The 20,668-nt window shown below is 43.2% G+C and carries 19 protein-coding genes, 1 other RNA gene and 1 other annotated feature; of the genes, 19 read left to right on the forward strand and 1 reads right to left on the reverse strand.

The genetic code is table 11. The annotated features are described in order from the left end of the window. Positions 1–275 precede the first annotated feature (275 nt). From thrC to pgeF, 19 genes are all read left to right on the forward strand, one after another. Entirely contained in the window at positions 276–1,766 is a 1,491-nt protein-coding gene (gene thrC, locus I2D69_RS17830; protein WP_195380335.1) for a threonine synthase, read from the forward strand. A gap of 74 nt (positions 1,767–1,840) precedes the next feature. Then, positions 1,841–2,018, forward strand: a non-coding RNA gene (gene ssrS, locus I2D69_RS17835) — 6S RNA. A gap of 21 nt (positions 2,019–2,039) precedes the next feature. Continuing rightward, on the forward strand, positions 2,040–3,098 hold the full coding sequence (locus I2D69_RS17840) for an aldose epimerase family protein (RefSeq protein WP_195380336.1): 1,059 nt from the start codon (positions 2,040–2,042) through the stop codon (positions 3,096–3,098). 132 nt (positions 3,099–3,230) lie between these two features. Beyond that, positions 3,231–4,412 (forward strand): SpoIID/LytB domain-containing protein, encoded by a 1,182-nt coding sequence (locus tag I2D69_RS17845; RefSeq protein WP_195380337.1) that lies wholly within the window; start codon positions 3,231–3,233, stop codon positions 4,410–4,412. 255 nt (positions 4,413–4,667) lie between these two features. Next, positions 4,668–5,663, forward strand: coding sequence for a YihY/virulence factor BrkB family protein (locus I2D69_RS17850; RefSeq protein WP_173715516.1), 996 nt, complete (start codon positions 4,668–4,670; stop codon positions 5,661–5,663). Between the two features lie 42 nt (positions 5,664–5,705). Continuing rightward, positions 5,706–5,924 (forward strand) — a binding site (T-box leader). A 248-nt stretch (positions 5,925–6,172) separates the two neighbouring features. Next, complete coding sequence (gene pheS, locus I2D69_RS17855) at positions 6,173–7,192, forward strand: phenylalanine--tRNA ligase subunit alpha (RefSeq protein ID WP_173770890.1); 1,020 nt, start codon at positions 6,173–6,175, stop codon at positions 7,190–7,192. Positions 7,193–7,282: 90 nt separating this feature from the next. Further along, on the forward strand, positions 7,283–9,700 hold the full coding sequence (gene pheT / locus I2D69_RS17860; protein WP_173719474.1) for a phenylalanine--tRNA ligase subunit beta: 2,418 nt from the start codon (positions 7,283–7,285) through the stop codon (positions 9,698–9,700). After that, a complete protein-coding gene (locus tag I2D69_RS17865) occupies positions 9,700–10,311 on the forward strand; it encodes a histidine phosphatase family protein (protein WP_173719475.1) in 612 nt (203 codons plus the stop codon). The genes pheT and I2D69_RS17865 overlap by 1 nt, the downstream gene beginning before the upstream one ends. Before the next feature lie 117 nt (positions 10,312–10,428). Beyond that, entirely contained in the window at positions 10,429–10,587 is a 159-nt protein-coding gene (locus I2D69_RS17870) for a hypothetical protein (RefSeq protein WP_173719476.1), read from the forward strand. Positions 10,588–10,662: 75 nt separating this feature from the next. After that, entirely contained in the window at positions 10,663–12,285 is a 1,623-nt protein-coding gene (locus I2D69_RS17875) for a MotA/TolQ/ExbB proton channel family protein (protein ID WP_173715520.1), read from the forward strand. A gap of 12 nt (positions 12,286–12,297) precedes the next feature. Beyond that, the gene (locus I2D69_RS17880) at positions 12,298–13,272 is read left to right on the forward strand and encodes an OmpA family protein (protein ID WP_173719477.1); all 975 of its coding nucleotides are present in this window, start codon (positions 12,298–12,300) and stop codon (positions 13,270–13,272) included. A gap of 298 nt (positions 13,273–13,570) precedes the next feature. Then, positions 13,571–14,446 carry a methionyl aminopeptidase gene (locus tag I2D69_RS17885; RefSeq protein ID WP_148462611.1) on the forward strand — a complete coding sequence of 292 codons (876 nt, stop codon included), beginning with the start codon at positions 13,571–13,573 and terminating at the stop codon, positions 14,444–14,446. A gap of 176 nt (positions 14,447–14,622) precedes the next feature. Further along, on the forward strand, positions 14,623–14,970 hold the full coding sequence (gene rplS, locus I2D69_RS17890) for a 50S ribosomal protein L19 (protein ID WP_118578454.1): 348 nt from the start codon (positions 14,623–14,625) through the stop codon (positions 14,968–14,970). Between the two features lie 252 nt (positions 14,971–15,222). Next, the gene (gene lepB / locus I2D69_RS17895; RefSeq protein ID WP_330590334.1) at positions 15,223–15,861 is read left to right on the forward strand and encodes a signal peptidase I; all 639 of its coding nucleotides are present in this window, start codon (positions 15,223–15,225) and stop codon (positions 15,859–15,861) included. Between the two features lie 101 nt (positions 15,862–15,962). Next, positions 15,963–16,817, forward strand: a complete 855-nt coding sequence (gene ylqF, locus I2D69_RS17900) for a ribosome biogenesis GTPase YlqF (RefSeq protein WP_173719478.1) — start codon at positions 15,963–15,965, stop codon at positions 16,815–16,817. Position 16,818: 1 nt separating this feature from the next. Further along, on the forward strand, positions 16,819–17,577 hold the full coding sequence (locus tag I2D69_RS17905; protein WP_173719479.1) for a ribonuclease HII: 759 nt from the start codon (positions 16,819–16,821) through the stop codon (positions 17,575–17,577). Between the two features lie 96 nt (positions 17,578–17,673). Next, positions 17,674–18,036 carry a YraN family protein gene (locus I2D69_RS17910; RefSeq protein WP_148462608.1) on the forward strand — a complete coding sequence of 121 codons (363 nt, stop codon included), beginning with the start codon at positions 17,674–17,676 and terminating at the stop codon, positions 18,034–18,036. Positions 18,037–18,048: 12 nt separating this feature from the next. Then, the gene (locus I2D69_RS21285) at positions 18,049–18,210 is read left to right on the forward strand and encodes a DUF6783 domain-containing protein (RefSeq protein ID WP_306467810.1); all 162 of its coding nucleotides are present in this window, start codon (positions 18,049–18,051) and stop codon (positions 18,208–18,210) included. 52 nt (positions 18,211–18,262) lie between these two features. Beyond that, on the forward strand, positions 18,263–19,120 hold the full coding sequence (gene pgeF, locus I2D69_RS17915) for a peptidoglycan editing factor PgeF (protein WP_173719480.1): 858 nt from the start codon (positions 18,263–18,265) through the stop codon (positions 19,118–19,120). 117 nt (positions 19,121–19,237) lie between these two features. On the opposite strand, the gene I2D69_RS17920 is transcribed toward pgeF, so the two are convergent. Then, entirely contained in the window at positions 19,238–20,407 is a 1,170-nt protein-coding gene (locus I2D69_RS17920) for a ribose-phosphate pyrophosphokinase (protein ID WP_173719481.1), read from the reverse strand. Positions 20,408–20,668 lie beyond the last annotated feature (261 nt).

Consider the following 20,668-nt stretch of genomic DNA (forward strand, 5'->3'; position numbering starts at 1 on the left):
AAAGAGAAATGGTGTGCATAAAAATACCTACACTCCAAAATGAAATGTAGGTATTTTTGTCGCTTACCTTTAGATATCTCACCTGTCTACTTGACAAGGGGCATATCAATTACAATTCCAGGTGGCTTTTTCAAATTGGGTGTTGATTTAGCACGGTGAAGTATGTATAATACCTGTAAAGTTAAAATATGATAACAAAGAGAGGATGACTGTCGGAAGGTTACAGATTCCGGAATGTGTACCTCATAACAATAAGCGAAAGGCAGGAATAACAAATGCAGGTAATGTACCAGAGCACCAGAGGAAAAGGAGAACCGGTAACCGCTTCCCAGGCTATTTTAAAGGGACTTTCTGAAGATGGAGGACTGTTTGTACCAACACAGATTCCGGCACTTGATGTTTCTATGGATGAACTTTCCAGAATGACTTATCAGGAAACTGCTTATCAGGTAATGAGCCGCCTTCTTACTGACTTTACAGAAGAAGAGCTGCGCACTTGTATCAACCGAGCATATGACAAGAAGTTTGACACAGATGTGATCGCACCTCTTAAGGAAGCTGACGGGGCATATTATCTGGAACTTTTCCATGGTCCTACAATTGCATTTAAAGACATGGCACTTTCCATTTTGCCATATCTTATGACTACTGCAGCAAGAAAGAATAATGTAAAAAATGAGATCGTTATCCTGACTGCGACCTCCGGAGATACTGGAAAAGCAGCACTTGCAGGTTTTGCCGATGTTCCGGGAACCAGGATTATTGTATTCTATCCGAAGCATGGCGTAAGCCCGATCCAGGAGAAGCAGATGGTAACCCAGAAAGGTGCCAATACCTACGTTGTGGGCATCACAGGTAATTTTGACGATGCCCAGACAGCTGTAAAGAAAATGTTCAATGATAAAGAACTGGCAGCAGAGCTTTCCCAGGCTGGATTCCAGTTCTCTTCTGCAAACTCCATTAACATTGGACGTCTTGTTCCCCAGATCGTTTATTATGTATATGCATATGCTGCACTGGTGCGCCAGAACAAGATCGAAGCCGGACAGGAAATCAATGTAGTAGTTCCTACAGGAAATTTTGGAAACATTCTGGCAGCATTTTATGCAAAACAGATGGGACTTCCGGTGAACAAGCTGATTTGTGCTTCTAATGAGAACAAGGTTCTGTTTGATTTCTTCTCCACAGGTACATACAATAGAAAGAGAGACTTTATCCTTACCAGTTCTCCATCTATGGATATTTTGATTTCCAGCAATCTGGAGCGCCTGATCTATCGCATTGCAGGCGGAAATCCTGAGGAGTGTGCAAAACTCATGGAAAATCTTTCCAAGGGTGGTGAATACACTATTACACCCGAGATGAAAGCCCAGCTGAAAGATTTCTATGGAAACTACTGCTCCGAAGAAGAGACGAAGGAAGCTATCCGCGAAGTATATAAGACAAGTGATTATGTGATTGATACACATACTGCAGTTGCTGCTGGCGTATACAAAAAATATGTGAAAGATACCGGGGATAAGATTCCGGCAGTTATTGCTTCTACAGCAAGTCCATACAAGTTTACCAGAAGTGTTATGGATGCAATCTCAGAAGGACATGAGAATCTGGATGATTTCGGGCTTGCAGACGCACTTGAGAAGCTTTCCGGGGTGGCAGTTCCGAAGGCTGTCAACGATATCCGTACTGCACCAGTACTTCATGACCGGGTAGTAGATGCAGAAGATATGCCTGCAACTGTGAAAGAGATTCTAAAAATCAGTTAAAAATCAGTAAAAAGAATTTGTGCATTTTCTGTTGAAAAACAGTATATACTAGAGTATAATTATTTTTAGAAAAATGAATCCTGGGATGTGCGAGGCCCCTTTTATTTTTGAACCTACATTGACATCAAGGGAATCCAATATCGCAGTGCGGATGTCAGACCTCTCGTTGTGGTAGGCAGAAGTCCTGTTGAGGATACCCACCTAGCGGTTAGCTAGGCGTCAAAAGAAAGGGAACGGCATTCTGGGATTTTTTAGAACAGGGAGGCAGGTAATATGGGTGTTACAGCAAAGAAATTTGGAAACTTAACCTCTGGGGAAGAGATTACTTTATACCATCTGGAGAATAAATCCGGTGCATATGCAGAAGTGATGGATTACGGTGCCATTCTTGTGAAGCTTTGCGTTCCGGACAAAGATGGGGAGCTTACGGATGTGGTGCTTGGTTATGACGACGTTCAGCAGTACGAAGTAAATGGCTGCTTCTTTGGTGCAATCATAGGAAGAAGTGGAAACCGTATCGCAGGTGCCAGATTTTCCCTTTATGGACAGGAATACCAGCTTGACAAGAATGAGAATGACAATAATCTTCACAGCGGTCCCAATGGCTTCGAGAAGAAGATTTGGACTGTTAAGAATACAGATTCTGATAAGAATGCCATTACTTTTTCCAGGATCAGCCCGGATGGCGAGAATGGATTTCCAGGAGAATTCCAGGTGTCTGTTACATATGAATTTACAGAGGACAATACCCTGCAGATTTACTATAGTGGAATCAGTGACAAGGCGACACTGGCAAATATGACCAACCATTCCTACTTCAACCTTACAGGGGAGGGAAGCGGCAAGGTTCTTGATACATATCTTACAATCCATGCCAGAGATTATAATCCGGTGGATGAGTTTTCTATTCCTACAGGCGAATATGCAGCAGTAGAGGGTACTCCTATGGATTTTAATAAGGCGAAAAAGATTGGCCAGGAAATCGAGGCAGACTTCCAGCAGCTGAAGTACACAGGCGGATATGACCACAATTATGTGACTGACAATTACGCGAAAGGCAGTCGGAGAACGGTTGCAGCTGCTTACAATGAAACCTCTGGCATTACGATGGATGTGATTTCAGATTGTCCATGTGTGCAGTTCTATGCTGGTAATTTTGTTATTGACGAGAAGGGTAAGAATGGACATGTTTACAATAAGCGTGAAGGCTTCTGCCTTGAGACACAGGTTGAACCAAATGCAGTAAATGTGGAAGCATTCCATTCACCAGTACTGGAAGCTGGTGAGAAATATCAGTCTTTTACCGCATATAAATTTGACGTAAGAAAATAATTATAATACAGATATTTTTGTCTGGTTTTCTTCATATACTTTTGTATGAAGAAGACCAGATTTTTTTATGGATTGAATTATTTTCTGATTGTACTGCTGGGCTGGCTGCTTTTGTTTGGAAAAGCCGCAGAAATGAACAAGAGGAGTGAAGAAAGTGCCAAAAGGGAGCAGAAAGAAAAGAAAAAGGAAACTGACGAAAACAAGGTGCAACAACGAGAGCCTTCCATTCGCGTTCTGCTCACAGACTCGTCCTGGCAATCCTGTTATCACCAGTCAGTAACCATAGAACAAAAAGGAAAAGAACATACCTACACCCCGGATTCACAGGAGCTCCAGAATGATAGTCTGCTTCTGGACGGGGGAACTGATGGCATTGCGATTCCCTCTATTGAAAGAGCTCAGAATCCTCCTGTTTATTATGGAACTCTGGAAATTAAAAAGACAGCGCAGGGGCTGCTGATTATTAATGAATTGTCCCTGGAAGCTTATCTGGAAGCTGTAGTCCCAAGTGAAATGCCTGCATCCTATGAAGAACAGGCATTGATGGCCCAGGCAGTATGTGCCAGAACCTATGCAGTTTGCCAGATACAGGAAAACAGTCTGGAAAAATATGGGGCGGATGTAGATGACAGCGTGAATTATCAGGTTTACAACAATTTTGGGGCAGATAAAAGAACAAATAAAGCAGTACAGGATACAAAAGGTCAGATCCTATGCCAGAATGGAGAACCGATCACGGCTTATTATTTTTCTACATCAGCAGGCAGGACAAGCACAGATGAGATATGGGGAGCAGACAGGTCAGCAGCTTATCTGAAAAGTGTAGAATGTGATTTTGACCAGAATATGCCATGGAGCAGCTGGAGCGTGGAAATTCCCTGGGAAACTTTGGAGAAACGATCGGGAAATCTGGAAGGCAGTGGGAAATTTATAGGACTTCAGGTTATTAAAAAGAATATCAGTGGTGCAGTTACGGGAATGGAGATTGTGACGGAAAATAAAAGTATACAGCTGGAAGGCGAATATGAAATACGGCAATTTCTTTCCCCGGCAGGGTGTTTGATTACAGAAAAAGATGGAAGTATTGTGAACGGCAGTAATCTTCTGCCAAGCGCCTATTTTGAACTGAACGTGAAATCCGGTAAGGCAGTACAGATTCAGGGGAAAGGGTATGGACACGGTGTGGGAATGAGCCAGAACGGGGCAAATGAAATGGCCAGGGAAGGCTATGGCTGGCAGGATATCCTAAATTATTTTTTTAAGGATATTACGTTGGAAGTGGTGGGGAATAACCTGTCAAAGCGGGAAACATGACATTTTGCAAGGTATTTTTGTGAACAAAGTTCACAGAAAACCCGAGAATTAAGTTTGCGCAGCAAACGCTGCTGTTTGTGCTTGTCACAGGAAGGTTCGTCTTTTTGTGCATCGCGAAGCGTTTACTGATTATGGAGTGAACAGTAATTGTTGCTGTGAACGGAAAGAACAGTAACACCAGGAAAAAGTAGACAGAAAGCATGTTTCGTGATATGATACAAAAAATGATTACGAAAATGTAACAGGAGCAATCATATGGATAAGAAGAAAGAAAAACAGAGCGTTCTCCAGCTTCTGTTCGGTTTTATGGACAGGGCAAATGGAGACCATGTGGGAGCTTATGCGGCACAGGCAGCATATTTCCTGATTATGTCTTTTATTCCGTTTATTCTGTTTCTCACGACTATAATTCGATATACACCTTTAACATACAATATGGTCAGCGAAACCATCCGGGCATTTGTGCCCCACAATATACAGAATTTTGTGCTTACCATTGTATCAGAAGTATATGGCAGAAGCACGGCGGTAGTTCCGATTTCTGCTATCATGGCATTGTGGTCAGCAGGAAAAGCCATGCAATCCCTTACGAACGGACTGAATAGCATTTATCACGTCCATGAGACCCGTAACTGGCTGATTACCAGAATGTATGCAGTTGTTTATACATTTCTGTTCAGCATTGCAATTATTGCAAGTCTTCTGCTTCTGGTTCTTGGAAATCAGATTCAGATTATGGCAGGAAAGTACGTTCCATTCCTTGGGAGAATTATCGGAAAGATCATTGGAGCCAGGACGGCGCTTGTATTTGCCGGACTGTTTCTGATCTTTCTGATTTTGTATAAAATGCTTCCAAACCGTAAAGCTACTTTTAAAAGTCAGGTGCCGGGAGCTCTTCTGATTGCAGCAGGGTGGTCCCTGTTTTCCTATTTCTTTTCTATTTATTTTGACATGTTTCCAGGCTTCAGCAATATGTATGGAAGCCTGACTGCGTTGATCATGGTGATGCTGTGGCTGTATATCTGTATGAATCTGCTGCTGTATGGAGCAGAGATCAACGCTTATTTTGAAAAACAGTTCAGAATGGCCCAGGCATCCATGAGGGAAATGCTCAGCCGCGAGCGCGATGAGGCGGAAAAAGAGCTTAATAAAGAGAAGAAAAAATATCTGGAAAAAGAGAATGAGAGAAAGAAAAAGATTGAGATGAAAGCTTCAGCTGAGAAAAAGAAGGAAGAGCAACAGACAAATTAACCTCTTGACAGATTCACTCTGATGTGGCATAGTTATAAAAGAGAAAAAGCCAGGAAGGTGTTTTTAGGAAATTATTTTCTTTCAGAGAGAGGAAGCCACCGGCTGTAAGCTTCCTTAAGTTCAGATAGTTTCTGAGTTTCGCACCGGAGCCGCGTTTCTGAAATTTCAGTAGGAAGCGACGTGAAGCTGCGCGTTAAGCGGCGGGAGAGCCTGTATATACAGGAATCAGGGTGGTACCGCGGAATATGCTTCGTCCCTTTTGTTGGGGACGGAGCTTTTTTATTTTCACGAGCAAGAGTCAAAGTCCACGCTTGGGTGAGAACTTGGTGACTGCCGCGAAAATGTAGGAAATACGCAAAGCGGGTTTTTCGCATTGTAAAGTCCTTGGAGCGCGAGCGCTGAACAATCCGCTTTACGAAAGAAAAAATCTGCTATGTAGATATTTTCTTACCTTCCTTCCCCCCCTCATCTGGCAGATTATAAAAATAAAGGAGAAATGAACCATGGATATGAAAGAAAGACTTCAGGAACTGGCTGAGAACGCCAGAGTACGGATTGAAGAATCCGAAGGCCTGGATAAATTAAATGATGTGCGTGTGGCATATCTTGGAAAAAAGGGAGAGCTTACCGCAATCTTAAAAGGAATGAAAGACGTTTCCCCGGAGGAGAGACCGAAGGTTGGCCAGCTTGTAAACGAGACCAGAGCTAAGATCGAAGGTCTTCTTGAAGAGTCCAGACAGAAACTGGAAGAAGCAGTCAGAGAAGAGAAGATGAAAGCAGAAGTAATCGATGTTACCCTACCTGCAAAGAAATCCAGAATCGGTCATCGTCATCCCAACAGCATTGCGCTGGAAGAGGTTGAGCGCATTTTTATTGGAATGGGCTATGAAGTTGTAGAAGGTCCGGAAGTTGAATATGCAGATTACAACTTTACCAAGCTGAATATTCCGGAGAATCATCCGGCAAGAGACGAGCAGGATACTTTCTTTATCAATAATTCCATACTTCTTCGTTCCCAGACATCTCCGGTTCAGGCACGTGCCATGGAAAAAGGCAAACTGCCGATTCGTATGATCGCACCTGGAAGAGTATTCCGTTCTGATGAAGTAGATGCAACTCATTCTCCATCCTTCCATCAGATTGAGGGCCTTGTAATAGATAAAAATATTACGTTCGCAGACCTGAAAGGAACTCTTGAAGTATTTGCGAAAGAGCTTTTCGGACCAGAAACCAAAACAAAATTCAGACCACATCACTTCCCGTTTACAGAGCCAAGTGCAGAGGTTGATGTTTCCTGCTTCAAATGCGGCGGAAAAGGCTGCCGTTTCTGTAAAGGATCCGGCTGGATTGAAATCCTTGGCTGTGGAACAGTTCATCCCAATGTACTTCGCATGTGTGGAATTGATCCGGAGGAGTACACTGGTTTTGCATTCGGCGTAGGTCTTGAGCGTATTGCGCTTCTGAAATATGAGATTGATGATATGCGTCTGCTTTATGAGAACGACATCCGTTTCCTGAAGCAGTTCTGATTTCTGGGCATCGCGAAGCGTGTAACTGTGAAAGTACTGAGCAGTTACCTTTCATAATATAAATATTAGAGTGAGAAGAGGATTAAATAAATGAATACTTCATTATCTTGGATGAAAATGTATGTGCCGGATCTTGACGTAACCGCACAGGAATATACAGATGCAATGACATTGTCAGGTACAAAGGTAGAAGGCTTCACCAGGCTTGATGCTGACCTTGAAAAGATTGTAATCGGACAGATTGAGAAAATTGAGAAACATCCGGATGCAGATAAGCTGATCATCTGCCAGGTGAATATCGGATCTGAGGTGATCCAGATCGTTACGGGTGCTCCAAACGTAAAAGAGGGAGACAAGGTTCCGGTTGTTCTTGACGGAGGTCGTGTAGCAGGAGGACATGATGGAAAAATGACTCCTGGCGGAATCAGGATCAAAGCCGGAAAACTTCGCGGAGTACCGTCCAACGGCATGATGTGCTCCATCGAAGAGCTGGGAAGCAACCGGGATATGTATCCGGAAGCCCCAGAATATGGAATTTATATATTCCCGGAAAACGCAGTTGTAGGTGAAAGCGCTATTAAGGCTCTTGGACTTGATGACGTTGTATTTGAATATGAGATCACATCCAACCGTGTTGACTGTTACGGTGTTCTTGGAATTGCAAGAGAAGCAGCAGCTACTTTTGGTAAGAAATTTTACCCTCCGGAAGTTAAAGAGACAGGAAATGATGAAAAAGCTTCTGATTACGTAAAGGTAACTGTAGAGAAACCGGAGCTTTGCCCACGTTATTGTGCAAGAGTTGTAAAAAATGTTAAGATCGGACCATCTCCGAAATGGATGCAGCGCTGCCTGGCTTCCAATGGAATCCGCCCGATCAACAATCTGGTAGATATCACCAACTATGTAATGGAAGAGTTTGGACAGCCAATGCATGCTTACGATCTCGATACGATTGCAAACCATGAAATTGTTGTACGCTGTGCGGGTAAAGATGAGAAATTTGTCACACTGGATGGTCAGGAACGTATTATGGACGAGAACGTCCTGATGATCTGCGATGGTGAGAAACCAGTTGGAATCGCAGGTATTATGGGCGGCGAGAACTCCATGATCACAGATGACGTACACACAGTTCTGTTTGAGGCAGCCTGCTTTGATGGAACAAACATCAGACTTTCTTCCAAGAGAATCGGACTTCGTACAGATGCTTCCGGCAAGTTTGAGAAAGGTCTTGATCCGAATAATGCAAAGGCTGCAATCGACAGAGCCTGCCAGCTGATGGAAGAGCTTGGTGCCGGTGAGGTTGTTGGCGGTATGGTTGATATCTGCAATAAGGTCAGCAAGCCATCCCGTGTAAAATTTGAGCCAGACCGTATCAACGGTCTTCTTGGAACAAATCTTTCCAAAGAAGAGATGCTTGGCTATCTTGCAAAGATCGAACTCACCTATGATGAGGAGACAAATGAAATCGTAGCACCGACTTTCCGCCAGGATATCCACTGCATGGCAGATGTTGCAGAAGAAATTGCACGTTTCTACGGATATGACAAGATTCCTACAACTTTGCCATCCGGTGAGGCTACTACAGGAAAAATGCCATTCAAGCTTCGCATTGAAAATATCGCAAGAGATATTGCAGAGTACTGCGGATTCTCAGAAGGTATGACTTACTCATTTGAGAGCCCGAAGGTATTTGACAAACTGAGAATTCCAGAAGATAATGTACTTCGTCAGGTGATCACCATCAGCAATCCTCTTGGTGAGGACTACAGCATTATGCGTACCAGTACACTGAATGGAATGCTTTCTTCTCTGGCAACTAACTATAACAGAAGAAACAAAGACGTTCGTCTTTATGAGCTTGGAAATGTATATCTTCCGAAGGCACTTCCACTTACCGAGCTTCCAGATGAAAGAACCATGTTTACACTTGGAATGTACGGAACCGGTGATTTCTTTGACATGAAGGGCGTTTGTGAGGAGTTCTTCGAAAAAATCGGTATGAAGAAGAAAATGGAGTATGATCCGGCAAGCGGAAAACCATTTCTTCATCCTGGAAGACAGGCCGATATGGTATACGAGGGAACCGTTGTAGGTTACCTTGGAGAGGTTCATCCGCTGGTTGCAGATAATTATGGAATTGGGGAGCGCGCATATATCGCAATGATCGATATCAAGAGCGTTCTTGAATTTGCAAATTTTGACCGCAAGTTTACCGGAATTGCAAAATATCCGGCAGTAACCCGTGACATCAGTATGCTGGTTCCGAAACAGGTGCTTGCAGGTCAGATCGAGGACATTCTTGCTCAGAGAGGCGGAAAGATCCTGGAGAGCTATCAGCTGTTTGATATCTACGAAGGAAGCCAGATCAAGGGTGGCTACAAGTCTATGGCTTATGCGCTTGTATTCCGTGATCACGATAAGACCCTGGAAGAAAGCGAGATTTCTGCGGCAATGAAGAAAATTTTAAATGGTCTGGAAGGCCTTGGAATCGAGTTGAGAAGCTGATGCTTTTATATATTGTAAGACACGGTCTGACGCCCTGGAACCACCTTCATAAGGCTCAGGGTTCAGCAGACATTCCTCTTGCTCAGGAGGGAATTGATCTTGCCAGAAGAACGGGCGAGGCTCTGATGGATGTAAAGTTTGATATCTGTTTTACAAGTCCTCTTACCCGTGCGAGACAGACTGCCCGGTTAGTTCTGGGTGGCCGTGATATTCCTGTGATACCGGATAAAAGGATTCAGGAAATTAATTTCGGGGTTCTGGAAGGACACATTATGAGAACTGGAAATACTATGGAGTCCAACTGCGAAGAATTTGATCTGTTTTTTAAGGATCCTCTGAAATTTCCGCGTCCGGAAAATGGAGAGAATATTCAGGATGTCCTGGATCGTACCAGAGAATTCTGGCTTGAAAAAACCTCAGATCCGTCTCTGGCAGACAAAACGATTTTGGTGTCTTCCCATGGATGTGCAGTGCGGGCTCTTCTCCAGAACCTGTACAAGGATCCTGAACATTTCTGGCATGGATGTGTGCCGCCTAACTGCAGCATTAACCTGGTAGAAGTGAAGGATGGTAAGGCCAGATTCCTGGAGGAAGATAAGGTTTACGCCTGAAAATATGAAATATGATATAATACCCCTGGCTGTATGAAAAAGGTGTGAAACGATTACTGTGAAGGTCGTGAGCAGTAACAGGTAACATTTTTCATTAGGCAAGGGGTATGTTTTTTCTTGTTATTATTAGAAAATTGTGATATTATGATAAAAAATGTACCATTATTAATGGAAAATTCACAAAATGCACCAATTTATTACGATGGAAGCCTTGGGCGTGCAGATTGCGGGAATGATTTTTTAAACAGCTCTGCAGATGCTATAAGCGCAGAGTAGTTGGCATTCATATATGGTGATGCCGTCGACAGACGGCATATCTATTTTGTGAAAATACAAATGGGGAGGCAGACAATGAAGAAAAAAATCACACATTCTGTATTGTTTGTTGCGGTTCTTGCAGGAACCACTGCTTTGACTTTATTTGCCGGCAGGGGGAACTTATCATCTACGATCTACAATTTCGTATTTCTGGCGGTGATCGCAGTCCTGTATCTGATCGCAATGTTTGGTGGAATGTTCCGTATGAATAATCTGAGTACGGCATTTCACAGAGCAGTAGAGGAGCTGAACAGTATGTTCAAGACTCCTGGGAAGACAGATCCCAGGAATCTTACATATTTAGGCGAGCTCTTCGATGATAAATATCTGGATCAGAAGATGGACAGCTTTACAGACAGCATTAACAATAGTAAAGAAGGTCTTGGGGATATTGAGGAATTCATTAATGAAGATGAGCTGGATATCCATGTTCATAAGAAGCTTCTGGAAATGGTTCCGGATATCTTTACCAGTCTTGGTATTTTAGGTACTTTCCTTGGTCTTGTCTGGGGTCTTCGGGATTTTCAGCCTACTGATTACAGTGCCATGACTTCTTCTGTAGAAGCGCTGGTGGAAGGTATTAAAGTAGCATTCCTTACCTCTATTTATGGTATCTCTTTTTCCATTATTTATACCTTTGGGATGAAGGGAGAGTATTCATCCATGACAGAGGAGCTTCAGGGATTCCTTGAAAAGTTTCATTCTTATGTAATGCCTACAGCGGAGAATGAGTCCAGAAATCTGCTGCTTGCAAGCCAGAAGCTGCAGACAAGCGCCATGAAACAGATGGCAGAGCAGTTTTCCGTTCAGATGGCAGACAGCTTTGAGAAGGTTATCACACCTACCTTCCAGAAGATGAATGATTCTCTGGATATGCTGGTTTCTTCTGTAACCAGATGTCAGGAGGATGCTATTCGTGAAATATCGGACGAATTTTTAAAACAGATGAACAATTCTTTCCATATGCAGTTCCGTGATTTCAACGTGGCACTGGATCAGCTGAAAAAGGCACAGAAAGAGAATACAGCTTATACTTCTGCCATGTACCAGACTATGAGCCAGAAGCTTTCTGAGACCTATGACAAGCAGGACAAAGCCATTACAGATATGGTAAGGGAGATGGGAGGTATGCAGACCCGCTACATGTCTACTGCCAATCGTATCCTTTCTGAGAATCAGGAGATCCAGAAGATGCAGCAGCAGGATTATCAGCATATTGTGGATTATCTGAAGGATGCCGAGAAATCTGCAGCTAAGTTCTGGGTTGCCTGCAACCAGGCAATGCAGAAATATGTTGAAACAGCAGCTTCTTCTATTGAGAGAGTAGGGGCTACAGGTCAGGCAAGTGCAGATCTGATCCAGGCAAACAGCAAGATGGCAGAGCAGTTTACGGCCCAGATGGAGGATTTTGCCCAGTATCAGAGACTTTCCTATAAAACAATGGAACAGGTCCGCAAGCTCCTCAGTGAGGTGACTGCAGCGAATACCAGAGATGTATCTCTGATCGCAAGCGGAAGAAATGATTCTGTAGAGAAGCTGGGCAATCTGATTGCTCAGCAGAATGAGGGACAGCAGGCTCTTCTTGAGGAAATCAACAAGAACATGAAAGAGCTTTCCAAGGCGGCACAGAAAGGAAAATTTGGCTTATTCAGATAAGAGGAGATAGACATGCGCAAAAAAAGAAAATCAGGGGATGGAGGCTTTAATATATGGCGCTCTTATTCCGATGTTATGGCCGGCGTTCTGCTTCTTTTCATACTGATCATGTCATTGACGCTTTTCCAGGCTCAGAAGAGCTACGACGAGAGTATTCAGGAGAGAGATGAGAAGCTGGCTCTGCAGGCAGAGTATACGGCTGATCTTCTTGCCAAGCAGAATACCATTGAAGAACAGGAAGGAACTATTAAGACCAAAGATGAGAAGCTGACTGCACTGGCACAGACTCTGGCAGAGCAGGAAGCCAAGTTAAAAGAGCAGCAGGCTCTTCTGAATCAGCAGCAGACGGATCTGGATGAGAAGACCACGCAGCTTAGTGAGCAGCAGACAAAGATCGATAATATTATTGGTGTCAAGGCCGAAGTTGTGGAAGCACTTCAAAAAGAATTCCAGAAAAATAATATCAATGTAAATCTGGATTCCAAGACTGGTGCATTGACACTGGATGCCAGTGTATTGTTTGACGTTGATGAGTCGGAGCTTACAGATGCTGGTAAGGAAGCACTCCGAAACGTACTTCCGATTTACTGTAAGGTGTTGATGGAGGATACTTATAAGAATTATCTTGCTGAGATCATTATTGACGGTTATACAGATACAGATGGTGATTATGCGTATAATCTGGAGCTTTCCCAGCAACGTTCACTTGCAGTGGCACAGTATCTTCTTGATATTCAGGGGGAGTTTCTGACTGAGGATCAGAGCCTGGATCTGCAGGATTACCTGACTGTAAACGGACATTCCATGGCGAATCCGATTCTGGATGCAGATGGAAATGTAGATAAAGAGGCTTCCCGTCGTGTTGAGGTCAAATTCAGACTGAAGGATGACGAGATGATCGAAGAACTGAGTAAGATCATGGCGGGAAGTGAAGAGAGTGCAGCAGATACTGCCACAGAGGCAGGCGCAGATGCAGCAGCTAATTAGTTACATATAATTTTCAAAAGCAAAAGAGTATTTCAAATTCTTAGATCAGAGAAAATGAAATACTCTTTTTGTGTTTACATTTGAAACTCTTTTAGCTGTTTGCGTGGGAAAAAAACAGCTGAAAAAATATGAACAGTTACTATGAATTGCAGGAGGTAGAGACTTCTATAGAAAATTAGTTGCAATTTATCTGTTTCAAGTATAAAATGAGAAACAGAGTGAGTTTATATCATGTTTTACAAAAGAAAAAGTACTGCTGTAGCATTCGCAGCAGCCACAGATAAAAGGAGAGAGTGAAATGTCAACAAAAATCGGACGTAATGATCCATGCTGGTGCGGCAGTGGAAAGAAATATAAAAAATGCCATGAGGCTTTTGATGCGAAAGTAGAAATCCTGCGTCAGAAAGGATATCCGGTTCTGGATCATAAACTGATCAAGACTCCAGAGCAGATTGAGAAGATTAAAGAGAGCTGTCGAATCAATGTTGCAGTACTTGATTATGTGGCAGAGCATATTAAAGCTGGTGTATCAACAGAAGAAATCGATCATTGGGTACATGAGGAAACTGTGCGTCATGGAGGAATCCCGGCACCGTTGAATTATGAAGGGTTTCCAAAGAGCGTGTGTACTTCTGTGAATGAGGTGGTATGCCACGGAATTCCATCTGAGGATGAGATCCTGAAGGACGGTGATATAGTGAACGTAGACGTTTCTACAATTTACAATGGCTATTTTTCTGACTCATCCCGTATGTTCTGTATTGGAAATGTAAGTCCTGAGAAAGAAAAACTGGTCCGCGTAACCAAAGAATGTGTGGAAATCGGTATTTCCAAGGTAAAACCATGGGAACCTATTGGAAATATGGGTCACGCTGTTCATATGCATGCACTTGAAAATGGCTACACAATTGTAAAAGAAATCGGCGGACATGGCGTTGGCCTGGAATTCCATGAGGATCCCTGGGTAAGCTATACTTCCGAAGAGAACAGCGGCGTGATCATGGAGCCGGGAATGATGTTTACCATTGAGCCTATGGTAAATATGGGAAGCGATGAAGTATATACAGATGAGGAAGATGACTGGACAGTACGCACTGAGGACGGTATGCCTTCTGCCCAGTGGGAAGTAACCGTACTGGTAACAGAGGATGGCTGCGAGGTTATCTGTTGGTAATGGTTTTGGAAGGTTGTCTTTGAAAAAAATTTGTGACTTGTTTTATGGGCTTTTTATAAAAATAATGGTTGCAAACAGAAAATAATTATAGTATAATCACTTATGTTGTGAAAAAAGATGGTCCGCTGTTACCGTGATGGGTATTAAGAACATCCAGAGAATAAGGAGAGAATAAAATGAACGAAATTATTAAAAACATCGAAGCAGAACAGCTGAAAAAAGACGTTCCACAGTTTAACGTAGGTGATACCGTAAGAGTACACGCACTGATCAAAGAGGGTAACCGTGAGCGTATTCAGATCTTTGAAGGAACTGTATTAAAGAAACAGGGCGGAAGCACCAGAGCTACTTTCACAGTAAGAAAAGCTTCCAACGGCGTTGGCGTTGAGAAAACATGGCCGCTTCATTCCCCACACGTAAAGGAAGTAGAAGTTATCCGTCGTGGTAAAGTTCGCCGTGCGAAACTGAACTACTTAAGAGACCGTGTAGGTAAAGCTGCTAAGGTTAAAGAGCTTGTTAAATAATTTCAATTGAAAATTGCTGGTTGCTGTTCACTGGTAATGTTCCGTGAAGTGCTTTCGGGAACGAAGTGAATACGAACAGTGACATTTGCTGCGCAGATGGCCGTGATGACTGTCTGGGCAGCATTTTTTTGATTATTTTTTCTTTTTCTTTTTCGGGATATGTGATAAGATAATAAAGTATCTGGCCTGAGATGAAAAAAGCGTTTTGGAACCAGACGCAGGACATGCAATTATGACACGAATGGAGTAGATATGAGCGACAGAAGAAATAAAAGAGAAAAAGAGCAGTTGTTCAACATGCCGGAAATTGCAAAACTGGAGAAAAAATCTTTTTCTGGTGCCATGGAGAAATTGGAAGACAGTAAACTGAAAAAAGTTTTGATCTGGGTATTCGAGATCGCAGTTACACTGATCTTTGCAGTGCTGACCTCCATGATGCTATTTCAGTCTGTGACGATGCAGGAGAGCTCCATGGAGCCTACTCTGGCAGTTGGAAGCCGGTATTTTGTAAACAAGCTTGCTTATAAAGCGTCCTCGCCGAAACGCGGCGACCTTATTGTATTCCGCACAAATGCAAGTGATGATGCGGCTCTTCATATCCGCCGTGTGATCGGACTTCCAGGTGAGACCATTCAGATCGTGAATGGAAGAATTCTGATCAATGGAGAGACATATAAAGAAGGCAAAGATTTTCCCGCGATCAACAATCCGGGAATGGCAGCCAATGCCATTACACTGGAAGCGGGAGAGTACTTTGTCCTGGGCGATAACCGTAATAACAGCGAAGACAGCCGTTATGGCGATATCGGACGAGTGAATAAGAAATATATAACTGGTAAGCTCTGGTTCCAGATATCCCCGAAGAAAGACATAGGGCCGTTGAATAATTAAACTGTGAGACTTTTATAAAAAATAAGTGATTGTTCAGCACGTTCGCGGTTACACGCTTTGTGGAACGGTATCTGCTGAACAGCTGCAAGAATGAGGTAAATATGAACGTACAATGGTATCCTGGTCATATGACCAAAGCGAAAAGACAGATGCAGGAGGACATTAAGCTGATCGACCTGATCATTGAGCTTGTGGACTCCAGGGTTCCCCTTGCAAGCCGGAATCCGGATATTGACGAGCTTGGGAAAAATAAAGCAAGGCTGATCCTTTTGAACAAATCAGATCTTGGAGATGAACGCCAGAATGAAGCATGGAAAGCTTATTTTCAGGGGAAAGGGTTCTATGTGGTAAAAGTAGATTCCCGCAGCGGCTCTGGTATGAAAGCGATTCAGGCGGCTATTCAGGAAGCCTGCAGGGAGAAGACTGAGAGGGACAGAAGAAGAGGAATCAAAAACCGCCCGATCCGTGCTATGGTAGTAGGAATTCCTAACGTTGGTAAGTCTACTTTTATTAATACTTTTGCTGGAAGAGCATGCGCCAAGACAGGAAACAAGCCAGGTGTAACCAAGGGCAAACAGTGGATCCGCCTAAATAAGAATGTGGAGCTTCTGGATACTCCTGGGATTCTCTGGCCCAAGTTTGAAGATGAGGCAGTGGGAATGCGTCTTGCCTATATTGGCTCTATCAAGGATGATATTCTGAATATGGAGGAGCTTTCCCTTACGCTTATTGATTTCCTTCGGGAAAAATATTCTGGTGCATTGGAGAAACGCTATCAGATCCAGGAGGAAGGCACAGCTGTGCAGATATTAGAAGCAATCGCGCGCTCCAGAGGATGTCTGAAGAAAGGAGAGGAACTGGACTATGCAAAGGCCTCTCTGATTCTGTTCGATGACTTCCGCTCTGGAAAGATTGGAAGAATCACTTTGGAGTGGGTGCCAGAAGAAGGTAAATAATATGCAGAAAATCGGAGAAATAAAGAGTGAGATCCAGGCAGCAGAACCGGGAGAATATGCCGCTCTTTTTGAAAAATACAAAGAGGATACAAGAAGTGGAGTCAGGAAGCTTCTGGAGCAGCTTCATAAGAAAGAAGAGGCTTACCAGAAAGAACTTCTGCGCACAGAAAAGATGAAGGAATTTGAGCGCAAATACGAAGATCTGGGCTATGTGTGCGGAATTGATGAAGTTGGAAGAGGCCCGCTGGCAGGTCCTGTTGTAGCAGGTGCTGTTATTTTGCCAAGAGACTGCAAAATCCTGTATCTTAATGATTCCAAACAGTTAAGCGCAAAAAAAAGGGATGAATTGTATGACGTGATCATGGAGAATGCGGTAGCTGTTGGAATCGGAATGGCAAGTCCCCGGAGAATTGATGAGATCAATATTCTTCAGGCTACCTATGAGGCAATGCGTGAGGCTGTCAGCAAGCTGGAGCCGGTGCCGCAGATTCTTCTCAATGATGCAGTAACCATTCCCGACGTGACCATACCTCAGGTGCCGATTATAAAAGGGGATGCCAAGAGTATTTCCATTGCAGCTGCCAGCATTGTAGCTAAGGTCACAAGAGACCGGATGATGGTAGAGTACGATAAAGTGATGCCAGAATATGGCTTTGCCTCAAATAAGGGGTATGGAGCTGCAGCACATATTGAAGCCTTGAAAAAATATGGCCCAAGTCCGATACACAGGGCAACTTTTATAAAGAATTTTATAGGATAATGTGAAAATTTGAAATGGCTGATGATCCGGATATGAATATGTTTTGCAGTTATGAATACAAAAGATACCTACACAGAAGTATATATGGGAGTTTTTATGCAGAAAAACAAGCGAAAAGTAGGTGCTTTTTATGAAGAAATCGCTGCAGATTATCTGGTTTCCCAGGGCGTGATGATTCTGGAGCGAAATTACAGGAACTGGCTGGGGGAAATCGACCTGATCGGAATGACTGCTGATGGATGGTTGATTTTTGTGGAGGTTAAGTACAGAAGTACGGAACGCTCCGGAAGTCCACTGGCAGCAGTGGACGGCAGAAAGCAGCTGGTGATTTCCAAGGTGGCAGTGGAATATTTGAAGAACCATTACAGAAGCATGGATGTGAGATGCAGGTTTGATGTGGTGGGAATCAACGGCGATAAGATCTGCTGGATAAAAAATGCCTTTGATTTCTGTCAGTGAGCCAGAGCCTGTTTGAAAAAATATTCCTGCAATCTGTATGCCCCACTTTGCGGTATACTATGCCAGAATTCTGTTGACGTAGCTCGCTGCGGCGCCCTTATCCGGACAAAATCTCCCACAAATTGTGACGCACATCTTGCAGAAAGCCTTTTTCAAACACGCTCTAGAGAATGAATTCTTAACAGGTTCGAGAAGAACTGTGAGATCAGAAGAAGAGGAGAATCAGATGAAGATTAAATGGCATAACGAAAATAAACTTCATATGCAAGTAAAAGAAAATAATGGAGTCACCTATCTTACTTATCCCTCTTTTGAACAGTTCCCGGATATTGTGCATTGTTTCAGTACAAGACTTGGCGGTGTAAGCCAGGGAATTTTTTCATCTATGAATCTTAGCTTTACAAGAGGTGATGAAGAAAACGCGGTAAAAGACAATTATCGCAGACTTAGTGCAGCGGTAGGCTTTTCTTTGGAAGATATTGTCACATCTGATCAGACACACACTACAAACGTGCAGCTGGTGGGGGCAGAAGACAGGGGGAAAGGTGTAACGCGTCCAAGAACATATAAAGATGTGGATGGAATGATCACCAATGTTCCAGGTGTTGTTTTATGCACCTTTTATGCAGATTGTGTGCCGCTGTATTTCGTAGATCCGGTTCACAAAGCCGTGGGCTTGTCTCATTCCGGATGGCGCGGGACAGTTGGGAAAATCGGTAAGGTGACTATAGAGAAAATGGCAGAGCAGTTTGGCTCAGATCCGGAGGAAATTTTTACGGCAATTGGTCCCTCTATCTGTCAGGATTGCTATGAAGTAAGCGAAGATGTGATTCTGGAATTTCAGAAAGCTTTTGAAGAGAAGTACTGGGAAAGGCTTTTTTATAAAAAGAAGAATGGTAAGTACCAGCTGAATCTTTGGGAAGCAAACCACATTATTTTTCTGGAGGCAGGAATAAAAGAAGATCATATTTCCGTGCCTGGAATTTGCACCTGCTGCAATCCGGAATTCCTCTTTTCCCACAGGGCATCCCATGGCAGGAGAGGAAATCTGGCAGCTTTTCTGGGCATTCTTCGGGAAAAATAATGTGCCAGACACGTATAGATGCGGTTTACGATCCATGCAAATATGTAAATATAAAGAAGCCCTGTGCCACAAACGAGATAATGTGGAACAGGGCTTTGTTTGTTTATTTATTGTCTATTACTGATTTACACGCTTCATCAGATCCATGATCTTCTCATTGCTGGAACGAACCTTCTCAACAGAAACATCATGGTTGATGATATCCATAATACTTGCAAGATATTTGCTCATATTTGCTTCCACATAGTAAGGTCTGGTAAGAAGCTCCGGAATACGGTAATTCAGGTTGGTTGTGATAACCTTGTCAATCCAGCCTTTCTCATAGTAAGCGTCAAATTTATCCATACCTTCTGTAAACAGACCGTAAGTAGTGCAGATGAATACACGGTTGGCGTGACGTTCTTTGATCTGTTTGGCAACGTCAAGCATACTTTCTCCAGAAGAAATCATGTCGTCGATGATAACAACGTCTTTGCCTTCTACAGAGTCGCCAAGGAACTCATGAGCTACGATGGGGTTCTTGCCATTTACCACTGTGGAATAATCACGTCTCTTATAGAACATGCCCATATCAACGCCCAGAATATTGGAAAAATATACGGCTCTGGACATAGCACCCTCATCCGGACTGATGATCATGAGATGATCATTGTCAACCTGGAAATTGTCAACGTTCTTTATCAGCGCTTTCAGGAACTGATAGGTTGGGAAAAAGTTGTCAAAACCATTTAACGGAATGGAGTTCTGCACACGCGGATCATGAGCATCAAAAGTGATGATATTGGCTACGCCCATATCACTTAATTCACGAAGTGCCAGTGCGCAGTCAAGAGATTCTCTCTTCTTACGTCTGTGCTGACGGCCTTCATAAAGGAATGGCATGATTACATTGATACGATGTGCCTTACCTGTAGCTGCGGAAATAATTCTCTTCAGATCCTGAAAATGGTTATCCGGAGACATGTGATTCTCGTGACCGCAGACAGTGTATGTGGAACTGTAGTTGGTAACATCTACCATAATGTAAAGATCAGTTCCTCGGACAGATTCCTTAATGATTCCCTTACCTTCACCGGTACCGAAACGCGGACATTCGCACTCCACGATAAAAGAGTCTTCGCTGTATCCCTGTGGGATATTGTCAAGGCCTTTCTTTTCTACAAGTTCCTTACGGAATTTTACCAGGTTTCTGTCTACCTCCTCTGCAAGTTCGCGGCAGCCCTCCAGCGCTGCGATACGAATAGGTGCGACAGGCATAGATTTCTCAAGCAATTCTATGTTCGGCATGATATTCCTCCTAAGTAGTATGCTAATTATCGATTCGATTATCTGCAAAAAATGGGGACACGTGTCCTTTACCTTTACAGATCTCTTCTTTATATTTATAACATTTGCCCTAAATGTCGTCAAGGAATTTATTGATTTTTACTTGAAAAATTACCCGGACGTGAGAATGAAATGAAATTTTTTGTGTCAAGCGTTTTTGAAAATGTCCTAAAATAATTGAAGTATTAGCCCCGGCTTTTTGCTGGGGCTTGTTATATTGAT

This window comes from Ruminococcus sp. D54t1_190329_F1 (assembly GCF_015551645.1).
Classification (GTDB): Bacteria; Bacillota; Clostridia; order Lachnospirales; family Lachnospiraceae; genus Blautia_A; species Blautia_A faecis.